At 34.5% G+C, this 15,861-nt stretch carries 15 protein-coding genes; 4 read left to right on the forward strand and 11 right to left on the reverse strand.

Annotated elements, in window-relative coordinates:
- Positions 1-96: 96 nt before the first annotated feature.
- Genes BN863_RS16550 through BN863_RS16565 form a run of 4 tightly spaced genes read left to right on the forward strand, consistent with a single transcriptional unit; the run spans position 97 to position 2,938 of the window.
- Complete coding sequence (locus tag BN863_RS16550) at positions 97-522, forward strand: ATP-dependent zinc protease family protein (protein ID WP_038532467.1); 426 nt, start codon at positions 97-99, stop codon at positions 520-522.
- Positions 519-1,397, forward strand: a complete 879-nt coding sequence (gene rimK, locus BN863_RS16555; RefSeq protein ID WP_038532469.1) for a 30S ribosomal protein S6--L-glutamate ligase — start codon at positions 519-521, stop codon at positions 1,395-1,397. Before BN863_RS16550 ends, rimK begins: the two co-directional genes overlap by 4 nt.
- Positions 1,398-2,378: a succinylglutamate desuccinylase/aspartoacylase family protein gene (locus tag BN863_RS16560; protein WP_038532472.1), complete on the forward strand. Its 981-nt coding sequence runs from the start codon at positions 1,398-1,400 to the stop codon at positions 2,376-2,378. It begins immediately after the preceding gene.
- Positions 2,375-2,938: a 5-formyltetrahydrofolate cyclo-ligase gene (locus BN863_RS16565; protein ID WP_038532474.1), complete on the forward strand. Its 564-nt coding sequence runs from the start codon at positions 2,375-2,377 to the stop codon at positions 2,936-2,938. The genes BN863_RS16560 and BN863_RS16565 overlap by 4 nt, the downstream gene beginning before the upstream one ends.
- Positions 2,939-2,971: 33 nt before the next feature.
- Here the strand turns inward: BN863_RS16565 and BN863_RS16570 are convergent, their stop codons facing one another.
- The 11 genes from BN863_RS16570 to panC form a co-directional block, all read right to left on the reverse strand.
- Positions 2,972-3,595 carry a lipoprotein signal peptidase gene (locus tag BN863_RS16570; protein WP_038532476.1) on the reverse strand — a complete coding sequence of 208 codons (624 nt, stop codon included), beginning with the start codon at positions 3,593-3,595 and terminating at the stop codon, positions 2,972-2,974.
- Between the two features lie 29 nt (positions 3,596-3,624).
- A complete protein-coding gene (locus BN863_RS16575; protein WP_148304638.1) occupies positions 3,625-4,206 on the reverse strand; it encodes a DUF4097 family beta strand repeat-containing protein in 582 nt (193 codons plus the stop codon).
- A 103-nt stretch (positions 4,207-4,309) separates the two neighbouring features.
- Entirely contained in the window at positions 4,310-4,690 is a 381-nt protein-coding gene (locus BN863_RS16580) for a TraR/DksA family transcriptional regulator (protein WP_038532479.1), read from the reverse strand.
- Between the two features lie 4 nt (positions 4,691-4,694).
- Positions 4,695-8,099 (reverse strand): isoleucine--tRNA ligase, encoded by a 3,405-nt coding sequence (gene ileS / locus BN863_RS16585; RefSeq protein ID WP_038532481.1) that lies wholly within the window; start codon positions 8,097-8,099, stop codon positions 4,695-4,697.
- A 107-nt stretch (positions 8,100-8,206) separates the two neighbouring features.
- The gene (locus BN863_RS16590) at positions 8,207-8,671 is read right to left on the reverse strand and encodes a hypothetical protein (RefSeq protein WP_038532483.1); all 465 of its coding nucleotides are present in this window, start codon (positions 8,669-8,671) and stop codon (positions 8,207-8,209) included.
- 97 nt (positions 8,672-8,768) lie between these two features.
- Positions 8,769-10,871 (reverse strand): M13 family metallopeptidase, encoded by a 2,103-nt coding sequence (locus BN863_RS16595; protein WP_038532486.1) that lies wholly within the window; start codon positions 10,869-10,871, stop codon positions 8,769-8,771.
- Positions 10,872-10,981: 110 nt separating this feature from the next.
- The gene (gene radA / locus BN863_RS16600; protein WP_038532488.1) at positions 10,982-12,343 is read right to left on the reverse strand and encodes a DNA repair protein RadA; all 1,362 of its coding nucleotides are present in this window, start codon (positions 12,341-12,343) and stop codon (positions 10,982-10,984) included.
- A complete protein-coding gene (locus BN863_RS16605) occupies positions 12,343-13,491 on the reverse strand; it encodes an alpha/beta hydrolase (RefSeq protein ID WP_038532490.1) in 1,149 nt (382 codons plus the stop codon). Before BN863_RS16605 ends, radA begins: the two co-directional genes overlap by 1 nt.
- Before the next feature lie 90 nt (positions 13,492-13,581).
- Entirely contained in the window at positions 13,582-14,496 is a 915-nt protein-coding gene (locus BN863_RS16610; RefSeq protein ID WP_242404046.1) for a lysylphosphatidylglycerol synthase transmembrane domain-containing protein, read from the reverse strand.
- Positions 14,497-14,547: 51 nt separating this feature from the next.
- Positions 14,548-14,898, reverse strand: coding sequence for an aspartate 1-decarboxylase (panD, locus tag BN863_RS16615; protein WP_038532496.1), 351 nt, complete (start codon positions 14,896-14,898; stop codon positions 14,548-14,550).
- A 13-nt stretch (positions 14,899-14,911) separates the two neighbouring features.
- Positions 14,912-15,760 carry a pantoate--beta-alanine ligase gene (gene panC / locus BN863_RS16620; RefSeq protein WP_038532499.1) on the reverse strand — a complete coding sequence of 283 codons (849 nt, stop codon included), beginning with the start codon at positions 15,758-15,760 and terminating at the stop codon, positions 14,912-14,914.
- Between the last annotated feature and the right edge of the window lie 101 nt (positions 15,761-15,861).

Here is a 15,861-nt window from a genome sequence, read left to right on the forward strand (position 1 = left end):
CAACAATTTTAAAACCAATTTCATTGTATAAAATTTAGCATTTAATATTGCGCGATTTATTCAACTTTAAATATCTTTCCCACTTTTTAAAACCATATGGATAAACGCATAATAGGTCGTGTAGATAAATTTGATTTTCCAAAATTAGATTTATTTAATATCGATGTAAAAATAGATACAGGAGCATATACTTCTGCGATTCATTGTTCAGAAATTAAAGAAGAAAACAATACACTGCGTTGCATTTTTTACAGCAAAGGACATCCTAACTTTAGTAGTAAAGAAGTAATATTTAACGAATACACCTTTACAAACGTAAAAAGTAGCAACGGCATAAAAGAAAATAGATATAAAATAAAATCTGAAGTGATAATTTTTGGTAAAACGTACAAGATCAACTTAACTTTAAGCACACGAGACGATATGCGATTTCCTGTACTTATTGGCAGACAGTTTTTAAAACGAAAATTCTTAGTCGATGTTGATCTTCAAAATTTATCTCTTAACTTAAAAGACCAATGAACATTGTAATTTTATCAAGAAACGCAGAGCTTTACTCAACAGACCGATTAGTTGAAGAAGGTGAAAAACGCGGACACCTTATAGAAGTAATAGACCCGCTTAAATGCGACATTATTATAGAAAAGGAAAAACCAACTATTTACTACAAAAATCGTTATTTAGATTATGTAGACGCCATTATTCCACGTATTGGTGCTTCGGTAACATTCTATGGCTGTGCTGTTGTTCGTCAGTTTGAAATGATGAATGTATTCACCATAGTAACTTCCGATGCAATACAGCGTTCTCGCGATAAACTAAGGTCTTTACAACGCCTAAGTAAAGCAGGAATTGGAATGCCAAAAACGGTATTTACAAATTACTCTAGAGATGTAGAAGAGGTTATTGCACATGTTGGTGGAACACCTGTAATTATTAAACTTTTAGAAGGAACTCAAGGTTTAGGAGTAGTTTTAGCAGAAACTAAAAACGCTGCAGAATCTGTTCTTGAAGCTTTTAATGGTTTACAAGCAAGAGTTATTGTACAAGAGTTTATTAAAGAAGCTAACGGTGCCGATTTAAGAGCTTTAATTGTAGACGGGCAAGTGGTTGGAGCTATGAAACGCCAAGGAAAAGAAGGAGAGTTCCGTTCTAACTTACACCGTGGAGGATCGGCTAACATTATTAAATTAAATGCAGCCGAACTAAAATTAGCGGTTAATGCTGCTAATGCATTAAAACTTCCTGTTTGTGGGGTAGATATGTTACAGTCTGCAAGAGGACCATTACTTTTAGAAGTAAACTCTACACCTGGATTAGAAGGTATTGAAGCTGCTACTGGCAAAAATATTGCTAAGAATATAATTAGTTTTATTGAACGAAACGCAAAACGATAAATGATATTTCAGAAGGATATTTTACATGTTTTAGGACACAAAATTCATCCGGGAGAAAGTGCCGAAATTAGTTTCGATGTCGCTAATCTGCACACGTCTTCTAGTGTCGATGTTCCTGTATTTATAGAACGCTCTAAGCGACCAGGGCCAACAGTTTTATTTACAGCAGGAATTCATGGCGACGAAGTAAATGGCGTGGAAATAGTACGCCAAATTATCGCCAAAGGACTTAACAAACCAAAACGCGGTAGTATTATTTGTATTCCTGTAATTAATATCTTCGGATTTATAAACTTAAAACGAGAATTTCCTGATGGCCGTGATCTAAACCGTGTGTTTCCTGGAAACGATAATGGTTCGTTAGCAAGTCAGGTTGCCTATAAATTAATTCACGAGGTTATTCCTTCTGTAGATTATGTATTCGATTTTCATACCGGTGGTGCGGGTCGATTTAATGCACCACAAATTCGAATTATGAAGGACGACAGAGAGCTAGATAATTTAGCAAGAGCGTTTGGAGCTCCCTTTGTAATGTACTCTAAAAATTTAAGTAAATCGTTTCGTTTTACCTGTTCAAAATTAGGGATTCCTATGCTTCTTTTCGAAGGTGGAAAATCTATACATATAGACCAAAACGTTACAAACACAGGCGTTAACGGTGCCAAACGGGTTTTATTTTATTTAGACATGCTTAATGCTAAATTTAAAGTGTCACCACCAAAAAAACCGTGTGTATTTATATTAGAAACCAGATGGCAGCGTGCTAATTATTCGGGTATGTTTAGACCTGCACTAGATTTAATGGGTACCAAAGTAAAAAAGGGAGATATTATTGGTAACATTACGGATCCGTACGGAAAATTTAACGATTATGTAAAAGCAGAAAGTAGCGGCTATATCATTAACGTTAACGAATCCCCTATTGTTTATCAAGGAGACGCCATATTCCATATTACAAGAAAACTCAAACGTGATTTATGACAAAATCAGAGTTACGAAAAACATACAAAGCCAAACGTAAAGCATTATCATTAGATGCGTGCGACGATTTAAGCATCGCCATTTCCAATCAGCTTTTAAAGCTTCCTATTTGGGACAAATCATTCTATCATATCTTTTTAACTATTGAAGAACAACAAGAAGTTAACACCGAATTTATTCTGAATATCCTATCCGGAAAAGATAAAAATATCGTGATTTCTAAGAGCGATTTCAACACCGGACTCATGCATCATGTTTTACTTACAGATGCTACCACAATTAAGAAAAATAGTTATAATATCCCGGAGCCTATAGATGGTATTCCTATCCCAAATTCGAGTATTGAAGTGGTTTTTATTCCGCTTTTAGCGTTCGACAAAAAAGGAAACAGAATTGGTTACGGTAAAGGATTTTACGACAGATTTTTAGAAGCTTGCAATCCTGAAACTATAAAAATAGGATTATCTTTTTTTGAATCTGAAGATGAAATTTCTGATGTTTACGACACTGATATTCCTTTAGATTATTGCGTAACTCCCAATAGGATTTACACATTCTAAAAAAAGGAAAGCACACAGCAGTCAACTGCTTTTTTATGAGTCCTTAGGAAATGCTTTTTTATTAAACACAAGCAACATTACAAAACCAGTACTAATGGCAACATCTGCAACATTAAAAACAGGTTCGAAAAAGGTAAAAAACTTCCCTCCCCATAACGGCAACCATTCTGGCAAATACCCCTTCCACATCGGGAAATATAACATATCTACTACTTTTCCATGAAGTAAAGTATCATAACCTCCAGTTGCAGGAAATAATGAAGCAATTTGGCCATGACTATCGTTAAAGATAACACCATAAAATACAGAATCTATAATATTACCTAAGGCCCCTGCAAAGATTAACGCAATTGCAATAGTTAGTAAATAATGACCATTAGTTTTTACAGTTGAATACAACCAATATCCTATTCCGAAAATAGCAAATATTCTGAATATAGTTAGCGAAGTTTTAGCTGTTCTATCTGAAATGGAGTCGCTAAAATCACTAATTTTAGTTCCCCAAGCCATTCCTTCATTTTCAATAAAATAAATTCTAAACCAGTTAAAAACTGTAACATCCTCACCTAAAATAAAATGTGTTTTTATATAGATTTTACTTATTTGATCGATGAGTAAAACGACAAAAATAAGTATACTGGCTTTTTTTAAGGACATGTTTTTAATTTTCAGTAAAAATAGGAATATTATTCTGTTTTAAATACACTTATATCTCCATGAATAGACTTTAAATTCAAATGGTTTTCTCCAAAATTTAACTTCTGAAGTTTAACAACTCCATGTCTTGAATCCGCACTTACTTTTACGTAATTAGCTTCTACGTAAATATCGCCTTGAACCGTATTAACTGTTGCAGAACCTGAAAAGGATGCTAGCGTGCAATTTCCCTGATTCAACTCGATAAAGGCCGTGTTAAAATCGCCTTGAGCTTCCACACTTGCAATATCACTTTTTATGTTGAGGTTCATGTGTTTTGGCAATTGTATTTCTAATTCAACAGATATTAATTTATGTACACTCAGCTTATCATTATCTGCTTCAAACAGCGGCTGAAATCTTGTAGAAATCATTAAGGAATCATTACTTCTTTTCGCAACCACAACCATATCTTCGTTGTGTTCGCCAGCAATATTAGTCTGAATTAAAATGCGATTTGTTTGAGATGCTGTTACACGTATTTTAAAGCAATTATTACCATCTATTTGCAATGTTGAAAGACCTTGTGCATCAATACTTTTATCGACACGCTTTTGAGCGTTCAATGCCATACAAAATAAAGTGAATATACTTAAAGCAAATAATTTCATATAAAAGCAAAAAAACGCCTTTGCAAAAATGCAAGGCGTTTAATTTTATAAATTTAAAGTACTCTTATTGCATGTTCTTAGCTTCGATACTAAGCGTTGCATGAGGTACTAATTTTAAACGTTCTTTATTTATTAATTTACCTGTAACACGACAAACTCCGTATGTTTTATTTTCAATACGGATTAGTGCATTTTTAAGGTCACGGATAAACTTTTCTTGACGAATAGCCAATTGAGAATTTCTTTCCTTACTCATTGTTTCGCTACCTTCTTCAAACGCTTTAAACGTTGGCGACGTATCGTCTGTTCCGTTATTTAAATCGTTTTGATAAGCACTCTTGATTAAGTCTAAATCGCGTTTAGCTTTTACAATTTTGTCTTGAATTATTACTTTAAATTCAGCCAAATCCTTATCTGTATGTCTTACATTTAAATCTACGCTCATAATATTAGTGTTTTTCTATAAACAACTTGGTTTCAATATCATCAAACTCAATGTCAATCCCGTTGTTTACGTGGTCTATAATTTCTAGTTCGGCGGTTAAGGTTTCTGCCTTAATATATTCTAAATTAGTTTGAATAGCTTTTACAATATCATCATGTTTTTGAAGCTTAACACTTATACGGTCTGTAACTTCGAAACCTGAATCTTTACGTAAATTTTGTATTCTATTTATTAACTCTCTTGCAATTCCTTCTTTCCTTAATGCTTCAGAAATTGTGATATCAAGAGCAACTGTTAAATTTCCTTCGTTAGCAACTAACCATCCTTCAATATCTTGCGATATAATTTCCACATCTTCACGTCCTAAAGTAATACTTTTTCCATTAATTTCAATGTCTAAAGTTCCTGTTTGCTCAATTTTTTTGATGTCTTCCGAGGTCATTTTAGCTATTTCACTAGCTATCAACTTCATATCCTTCCCAAAACGTGGTCCTAAGACTTTAAAATCTGGTTTTATTTGTTTCACTAAGATATCTGACGCGTCTTCTAACAACTCGATATCTTTAATATTTACCTCGTGCTTAATTAAATCGGCAACTGCTAAAATCTCTTCTTTCTGTTCCTTGGTATCTATAGGAATCATGATTTTTTGTAACGGCTGGCGTACTTTAATTTTTTCTTTAGCACGTAATGATAATACTAAAGACGAAATTACCTGAGCACGTCCCATTTTACGCTCTAAAGACTTGTCTATAACTGCTTCATCAAACACAGGAAACTCAGCCAAATGTACACTTTCAAATGTTTCTTTTTGTGTCACTTGTGTTAAGTCTCGGTAAAGTTTATCCATGAAGAATGGCGCAATCGGAGCCCCTAATTTTGCAATGGTTAGCATACAAGTATACAAGGTTTGGTAAGCCGAAATTTTATCTTGTTCGTAATCGCCTTTCCAGAAACGTCTTCTACTTAAACGCACATACCAGTTACTTAAATAGTCTTGTGTAAACTCAGAAATTACACGTGCCGCTTTTGTTGGCTCGTATTCAGCATAATATTCGTCTACACGCTGAATAAGGGTGTGTAATTCTGATAAAATCCAACGGTCTAATTCTGGTCGTTCTGCTAATGGAATATCAGCTTCACTGTAAGTAAATTTATCTAAATTAGTATATAAGCTAAAGAATGAATAGGTGTTGTAAAGTGTTCCGAAGAATTTACGTTTTACCTCTTCAATACCTTCAATATCGAATTTTAGATTATCCCACGGATTTGCATTTGCAATCATATACCAACGTGTGGCATCTGGACCGTAAGCTGTAAGGGTTTCAAAAGGATCGACAGCATTTCCTAAACGCTTCGACATTTTTTGTCCGTTTTTATCTAATACTAATCCATTAGATACTACATTTTTATAGGCTACAGAATCGAATACCATAGTTGCTATGGCGTGAAGTGTATAAAACCATCCACGTGTTTGGTCTACACCTTCTGCGATAAAATCGGCTGGATACGATTCGTTTCCATCAATTTTTTCTTTATTTTCAAACGGATAATGCCATTGTGCATACGGCATAGAACCAGAATCGAACCATACATCTATCAAGTCGCTTTCACGTTTCATAGGTTGCCCTGATGCAGACACCAATGTAATTTGGTCGACAATATTTTTATGCAAGTCTAATTGTGCGTAGTTTTCTTCAGAATTGTTTCCGATTTCAAAACTTTCGAAAATATCGGCTTCCATTACGCCAGCTTCGACAGCCTTAGTCATTTCTGCTTTCAGTTCGGCAACAGAACCAATACAAATTTCTTCTTTACCATCTTCGCTTCTCCAAATTGGTAATGGAATTCCCCAGTAACGCGAACGTGATAAATTCCAATCGTTAGCGTTTGCTAACCAATTTCCGAAACGTCCTGTCCCCGTAGATTTTGGTTTCCAATTAATGGTGTCGTTAAGTTCTACCATACGTCCTTTAACGTCGGTTACCTTAATAAACCAAGAATCTAATGGATAATATAAAATAGGCTTATCTGTTCTCCAACAATTTGGATAACTGTGCTTGTATTTTTCAACCTTAAAGGCTTTATTTTCTTCTTTTAAACGAATAGCGATTTCAACATCTACAGAGCGTTCTGGAGCTTCACCATCGTTATAGTATTCGTTTTTCACATACTTACCAGCATATTCTCCCATTTCTGGTCTAAATTTACCTTGTAAGTTTACTAACGGTACTAAGTTTCCGTTTTCGTCTTTTACCAATAGTGGCGGAATCTCTGGAGTCGCTTGTTTTGCAACCAAGGCATCGTCTGCCCCAAAAGTAGGTGCAGTATGTACAATTCCTGTTCCATCTTCGGTAGTAACGAAGTCTCCAGAAATAATTCTAAAGGCATTTTCAGGATTATCGTTTGGAAGTGCATACGGCATTAATTGCTCGTAAGTAATCCCAACTAAATCTTTTCCTTTGAATTCTTTTACAACGTAAAACGGAATTTTCTTGTCGCCATGCTTATAATCTAACAATGCAGGCTTAGCATCGACTTGGAAAAATTTACCAGCAAATTGTTTTGCTAATAATGGTTTTGCCAATACCACATTCATAGGTTCGAATGTATATTGGTTATACGTTTCTACTAAAACGTAGTCTATTTTATTTCCTACAGTTAAGGCGGTGTTACTTGGTAAGGTCCACGGCGTTGTTGTCCAAGCTAAGAAAAAGATATCGCCTTCGTCTTGTAAAAAGTCTGGTAACGAATCTGCATTAGCTTTAAACTGTGCAACTATTGTTGTATCGGTAACATCTTGGTAGGTTCCCGGCTGATTTAATTCGTGAGAACTTAAACCTGTTCCTGCCTTTGGAGAATACGGCTGAATGGTATACCCTTTGTAGATTAATTTTTTATCGTAAATCTGTTTTAATAACCACCATACGCTTTCCATGTATTTTGGTTCGTAAGTAATATATGGATCATCCATATTTACCCAATATCCCATTTTACGAGTTAGGTCGTTCCAAATACCTGTATAACGCATTACGGCAGTACGGCAAGCCGCGTTATAATCTTCTACAGAAATGGTTTTACCAATATCTTCTTTGGTAATCCCTAACTCTTTTTCCACTCCAAGTTCAATTGGTAAACCGTGTGTATCCCAACCCGCTTTACGCTTTACTTGGAATCCTTTCATGGTTTTATAACGCGGAAAAATATCTTTAATAGAACGTGCTAAAACATGGTGAACACCAGGTAAGCCATTTGCAGACGGAGGCCCTTCGAAAAAAACATAGGGTTCCTTTCCTTCTTTAGTTGTGATACTCTTTTCAAATATATTTTTAGACTCCCAAAAATCAAGAATTTCTTCTGCAACATTTGGTAAGTTAAGACCTTTATACTCAGGAAATCTCATGCTCATTCGTTCTATTTTCTTATAAGAACGCGAAATTAATGAATTTTAAGAAAACAGCGGTGTTAATACTCAAAAAAACCAATTGAAAATAATTGGTTTTTTAAATTCATTTTTTAGTTGTCTTTATATTCGGTTTGAAAGCGTTTTGCCTTAGTTAAAAGCAAATCTTCTTCTTTAGAATCTATATTTGATGACGAGATTATTTTACCTTTATTAAGGTAAATTCGCTTTGCTTTAGCTACAGAAGATTTTACAATTGCAACCACCAAAGCATTATCTTTAAAATAATAGTTTTCGTCTCTAAGGTTTCCTGTTTTTTCTACATTCCTAATATGCACTAAATCACCAGTCTGCTTATCGTAATCCACATAAATTTTATAGGTTCCGATATCTTCAGCACCTTGAAGATCTGTCAAGACCCCATCGGATACCGCTTGCTTTAATGCAGTATTTCCATCGACTTTAGTTGTATAGTCATTTAGAGTTCCAACTAATTCATCTTTATTAATGGTTTTGCGTGTGCCACAGGACAGTATCATGACACTTAATATCGCTAATAAAATTCCTTTTACTTTCATAGGTATGGTTAATCATCTTTATTAAAAATGAAAGGTAAAAGAAAACCCCCGAACGTATTGTCGGGGGTTTTAAAATATTTAACTCAAACGAAAGTACTTACCAGATTTTAACTCTGTTTTCTGGAGCGATATACATCGAGTCACCTTTTTTAATATTAAATGCTTCGTAAAACGAATCGACATTTAAAAGGGGTTGCACGGCACGATTCATACCTGGAGAATGCGGATCCGTTTTAATTTGATTTTTTAACGCATCATCTCTATACAAACTTCTCCAAACAGTAGCCCAAGACAAAAAGAAACGTTGGTCTGCCGTAAACCCGTCTATAGGTTCTGGAATACCATTTTCTTTAAATTTTATTTGTAAAGCATCGTAAGCGGCGTTTACTCCACCTAAATCTCCGATGTTTTCACCTAAAGTAAATTCACCATTAATAAATGTTTCTGGTAACACTTCTAAACTACTGTATTGATCTGCTAAAGCTTTTCCAAGTTTTGTAAACTCTTCTAAATCTTTATCTGTCCACCAATTATTTAAGTTACCATCTTTATCGTACCTAGATCCTGAATCATCGAAACTATGAGAAATTTCATGTCCGATTACGGCTCCAATTCCACCATAATTTACAGCATCGTCTGCTTGATAATTATAAAATGGAGGTTGTAAAATAGCTGCAGGGAACACGATCTCGTTGAAAGATGGATTGAAATACGCATTTACAACTTGTGGCGCCATATACCACTCACTCTTATCTACGGGTTTACCTAGCTTATCGATATCTTCTTTGAAGTTCCAAGCTCTTGCATTTTGTATATTTTGAAGGTAAGACCCTCCATCTTCTACACTTGCAATCTCTAAAGCAGAATAATCTTTCCACTTATCTGGGTAAGCAATTTTTATTGTAGTTGCTTTTAGCTTTTCAATTGCTTTTGCTTTAGTGTCTTCACTCATCCAAGGCAATAAAGAAATTCTTTTTTCAAATGCTTTAATCACATTTTTAATCATTTCTTCTGCTTTTGCTTTAGCTTCTGGTGGGAATTTTTTATCTACATATAACTTACCTAAAGCTTCTCCAACTGTACCATTAATAGTTTGTAATGCTCTTTCTTCGCTTGGACGTTGTTTTTTAGCACCACGTAATGTTTTGCTATAAAATTCCCAGCTTGCATATTCTAGTTCTTGACTTAACATACCTGCAGATCTATTAAGTGCAGACCAACGCAAATATGCTTTCCAATCGCTAACATTGTCTTTTGCTAAAATAGACTGAAGCGCTTTTATATATTGAGGCTGGCTTACAACAACAGTATCTAAATTTTTAGCACCAATACCATCAAAATACGCTTTCCAATCTATAGCCGGAGCCATTTTTTGTAAATCTGTAACCGCAGTTGGGTTATATGTTTTTCTTCTATCTCTTAATTCTACTTTATCCATTTTAGGTTCAGCCAAACTGGTTTCGAACGCTAAAATTTGTTTAGCTTGTTCGTTCGCAACTGCTTCCGTATCTCCTAAAAACTGAAGCATTTTTGTAATGTATGCTACATATTGTTCTCTTTTTTCTTTAGAATCTGCGTCGTCTTTAACATAATAATCACGATCTGGAAGTCCTAAACGGCCTGTCCCTAAGCTTCCAACATTTTTATTACTATCTTTTGCATCTGCACCTACTCTAAATCCAAAAAACCCAGCACCTCCTTGAGGCTCCATTTCAATTAAATAAGCCTCTAAATCTTTAACATTGCTTATTGCATCAATTTTAGCTAAAACAGGTTTTAAAGGATCGATACCTGCTTTATTTCTAGCTACAGTATCCATAATTGTTTCGTAAAGAAACACTGCTTTTTCTTGATCTGAACCAGGAAGTACTTGCACTTGCTCTAGATCTTTATTATCTGACATTGCCGATTTTAAAATGCCTAAAACATCTTCGTCTGTTTTTTGTCTTAATTCATCGAAACTTCCCCATCGTGATCTATCATCAGGAATGGTATTGTTTTTTATCCAATTTCCGTTTACGTATTTAAAAAAGTCATCATTCGGTTTAACCGAATTGTCCATATAATCTAAATTGATTCCGGGCACAACGTCTTCTTTTACTACCTCTGCCGTTTCTTTTTTGGCCTCCTCTTTACAAGCTGTTAAGCTTCCAAAAGCAATGGCACCAAGCACAGATAACTTTAAAATATTAGTCTTCATATATTTAAGTTTGAATTGATTTTTTAAAAATTAAAAATAAGTGAACTTACACAATGTATAGTCTCCATTTCTCTTAAAAAGTTACTCGAAATTTGAATTATTTAGTAAAATCACACAATTAGATCAACTAAATCTTCAATTTTAGAAATTAATTGAATCTTTATCGCCTTAGGTTTAAGAGAGATTTTATTATACTTAGATACAAAAATAGTTGAAAATCCTAGTTTTTCTGCCTCCTGAATACGTTGCTCAACACGTTGCACAGGACGAATTTCTCCGGACAAACCAACTTCTGCAGCAAAACAATAATCTTTGGCCAAGGCTTCATCTTCATTAGAAGATAAAATAGCAGCAACTACCGCTAAATCTATCGCGGGATCATCTACAGTAATTCCTCCTGTAATATTTAAAAACACATCTTTTGCACCTAATCTAAATCCGGCACGTTTTTCTAAAACAGCCAACAACATGTTTAACCGTTTGGCATTAAAACCTGTTGCCGAACGTTGTGGCGTACCATAAACCGCAGTACTAACCAACGCCTGAACTTCAATCATTAACGGGCGCATACCTTCTAGAGTTGCAGCAATTGCATTTCCACTTAATTCTTCATCTTTTTTAGATATTAGAATTTCTGAAGGATTAGAAACTTCTCTTAACCCAGAACCTTGCATTTCATAAATACCAAGTTCGCTAGTCGATCCAAATCTGTTTTTATTAGCCCTTAATATTCTAAACACATGATTGCGGTCGCCCTCAAACTGAAGTACCGTATCTACCATATGTTCTAAAATTTTTGGGCCAGCTATATTACCATCTTTAGTAATATGCCCTATAAGCACCACTGGCGTAGAAGTTTCTTTGGCGAATTTTATAAGCTCTGTAGTGCATTCTTTTATTTGAGAAATGCTTCCAGAAGACGACTCGATATAATCGCTATGTAACGTCTGAATAGAATCTACAATAACAATATCGGGCTGCAAGGCTTCAATTTGCTTAAAGATATTTTGCGTTTTAGTCTCTGTTAAAATATAGCAGTTGCTATTATTAGGATTAATGCGTTCGGCACGCATTTTTATTTGTTTCTGGCTTTCTTCACCAGACACATACAATGTTTTATAAGGTAGTTTTAAAGCTACTTGAAGCAACAATGTACTTTTACCTATCCCTGGCTCTCCTCCTAAAAGCGTTAGAGACCCTGGTACAATTCCGCCACCTAATACACGATTAAATTCTGCATCGAAGGTGTCTAACCGCGCTTCTTTCGAGGCATCTATTTCGTTTATTAAAAGTGGAACAGAAGTCCGTTTAGCTGTGTTTGAATTTGGTGTTTTCCAATCGCTTTTTTCAGGGGTCTGAATTACCTCTTCAGCTATAGTATTCCATGCTTTACACGAATTACATTGCCCTTGCCATTTGGCGTATTGCGCTCCACAACTCTGACAGAAAAAGGTTGTTTTTACTTTTGCCATTAATATCCGAAATCTGCTTTAAGTCGGTTTGCACGTTCAATCATATCGTCTTTCGTTAATCCTGCAATTTCATCGAAAATGTAAGACGATTGATAAGTTTTCATTGCTTTTTTAGGCTGATTTGTTTCTTCGTAATAACGTGCAAGATAATACTGACCTAACATGGTTTCTGGATATGATTCTCTCGCCATTTTACCTAACTCTTGAAAATCTTTATATTCAGATTTCTTTTCAATTGCTGCTGCAATAGCTTTATAATCGTTTACCAAAATGGTTTTTTCTACACCATACAACTCTTTAATAGACTCGTATTTTTCTTTTAAATAATCGATAGCCGGCTCGTTAGACGCCATAATATCTTTATCGAATTCTTTAGCAGTGATAGGCTGGTACACGTAAAAAATACGTTCTAATGCTTTTGGAATAGCTTGGGCAACTACAGAGTAATGTGTTAAACCTTCAAACTTATCAAAATCGTATTGTAAATAATCGTTATCTATATTCTTTAAACTATTGTTTAATAAATCTGTTCCATTTAGCACTGGCTTAAGATCATCTGTAGTAGTTGCTAAATAATAAAATGTTCTTTTATCAATTTTACCTAAACGGTCTGGAATATATCGCGTCATATTCGGAGCCAATTGTGGACTTATCACGATATACGATTGAAATAAAGGTTTTTCTTTTAGCAAATAATAGTTAATAAAATTGGCAGTGGCACCGTGACCTATTGCTAATTTAAAATCTTCTGTTCTGTATTTTTCTTCTATATACGGAATTAATTCCATCCCGATAAATTCGAAAAACTTAGCACTACTATCTATTGGTAATGAATTTTGCTCAGAGAACATGGTGTCGTAATATCTATCCTCAACCTCATTTATTCCTACAACAATAACTTCGGGAACATCTTCCCAATATGAATAATAATCTATGTTCCCTGCAACAATTTCAAACAGGTAATCACCATCTAAAACAATTACTAAAGGGTATTTTTTATCGACATTTTCGCTATAATTTCTAGGGAGTTGAATTTTAAGTTCTCTTGTTGCCGAAAGTTTTTCAGACCGAATGGTTTCATAAATAGCTTGGGCAGAGACAAATTGACAAGAAAATAGTAAAGCAAATAGGTATAATAGTCTTTTCATTTTTAACACGGTTAAGTCTTACGCAAGGTATGAAAAATACCTTTTTTGTTGAAAAAAATCTATTTGATAATGAAACTTTCTTTAAAACCCCTATTTTAAGGTTCTTTTTCTATTAAAAATGGGAAGTAATAATAGTGACAATCCGCCACAAATAATAATTAAAATGGTTTGAGAAGACCACATAATCCAACCAAAAGCAATGCTAGGACCTTGAGCAATTCCGAATAAAGAAAACGCTGCATAAACCGCAACTGGATAAGACCCAATTCCGCCGTTAGTAGCAGCTATACTGAAGCTTGCCGAAATAAATCCGATTAAGATAGCTCCAATAGAAATAGGTTGTAAACCATTTAAAGCAAACGTAGTAATATAAAACATGAGCACATACATAGCCCAAATAAAAAGTGTGTGACCAATAAACTGCCACTTTTTCTTCATTTTAAAGATGCTTAATGCTCCTTCTATCAAACCAGCCACAAAGGTTCTAACTTTTATTGCTAAACCAGAACGACTCTTTCTAATATAAAACAGAAACGCCAAACCCAACACCGTTAGAGTAACCAAACCCGTAATTACTTTAGGCAAATCGAACTTAGAAAGAAAGAAATTGAAAATAAAATCGAACTGAAGAAATAAGGTCACCAAAATGATTACCATCATCACGATTAAATCGGCAATACGCTCTGCCACCACAGTACCAAAACCTTTATCGAAAGGCACACCTTCGTAAGTCGTTAAAATAGAAACCCGAGCAACTTCTCCTGCTCTAGGAATGGTATAATTTATTAAATATCCAGCAAAAACAGCCATAATACTGTTAGACATTTTTACTTGATACCCCATAGGCTCAAGCATAAACAACCAACGATACGCACGAGACAAATGACTTAATAAACCTAAAATAGATCCGAGAAAAATCCACCAATAATTGGCATTTTTAAAATACACTAGAAGCTCATCTAAAGAAACTTTAGACAACGAATATGCTATTAAAAAAACTCCCAATAAAATTGGGAGTGAGATTTTTAATATTTTGGATATTTTAGGATTCAATAATTATATAAGCTTATTGGTTGCTTCGTCTGGAAAGACCAAAGCAGGTTTAAATGTTTTAGCGTCTTCCAAATCCATAATACCATAAGTAATTAGTATTAATACATCTCCTGGAGCAACACGTCTAGCAGCGGCACCATTTAATGTAATTTCTCCACTATTTCGTGGTCCAGGAATAGCATAAGTTTCTAAACGTTCACCATTGTTATTATTTACAATCTGAACTTTTTCACCTTGAATAATGTTTGCTGCATCCATTAAATCTTCATCGATAGTGATACTACCAATGTAATTTAAATCTGCTCCAGTACATTTAACTCTGTGAATTTTCGATTTTACTACGTGAATTTGCATGTGGCAAAGTTAATTAATTTAGTGCTAAATTATCTATTAATCTTATATCGTCTGCATATACTGCTACAAACGCGCGATAAAGTGTATTTTCTTTTTTGTTATCTATAGTTTCTAGAGTATTTATATCTGCAATAACAAAATATTCCAACTCTAATAACGGATGGTTTTTAAACTGACTCTCAACCCATTCCATTACATCTTTAGCACTTTCTGTGCCAAACTTGATTTTAGAAGCTTTCAAGGTTTCATAAATAAATGGCGATGCTTCTAAATATTCTGGTGTTAAACGCACATTTCTAGAGCTCATAGCTAAACCACTATCTTCTCTTAAAATCTCGCAAGGCACAATGTTTACAGGCACATTATGCTTCTCTACCATCTTTTTTATAATGGCTAATTGCTGAAAATCTTTTTCGCCAAAATACGCATTATCTGGAGTAACAATTTCAAACAATCGTTTTACAATGGTTCCAACACCGTCAAAATGTCCTGGTCTGAATTTCCCTTCCATTTTGTGCTCTAATCCATCGAAATCGTATTCCACAGACTCTACCTTGTCTTCATAAACATCTTCAACAGCAGGCGCATACACTAAAATATCATCAGATGCTGTTTTCAACAAGGCAACATCACGCTCCAATGTTCTTGGATATTTAACCAAATCGTCTGGATTATTAAACTGAGTAGGATTTACGAAAATACTCACTACCAACGCATCATTTTCGTCTAAAGCTCGCTGTACCAAAGACAGATGTCCTTTGTGCAACGCGCCCATTGTAGGAACCAATCCCAAAGTCTTACCTTGAGATTTTAATAGTTCTATTTCCTTTTTTAATTCCGATTGTTCTGTAAATATCTTCACCTTTAATAAAAAATTAACGGGGGCAAAGTTATTATTTTAGTAGCAATCTGCATAAAATTTTGTAATTTTGCGTGTTTTTTATTTTGAATTCTCAAAAGCCC

It is taken from the genome of Formosa agariphila KMM 3901, assembly GCF_000723205.1.
Lineage (GTDB): Bacteria > Bacteroidota > Bacteroidia > Flavobacteriales > Flavobacteriaceae > Formosa > Formosa agariphila.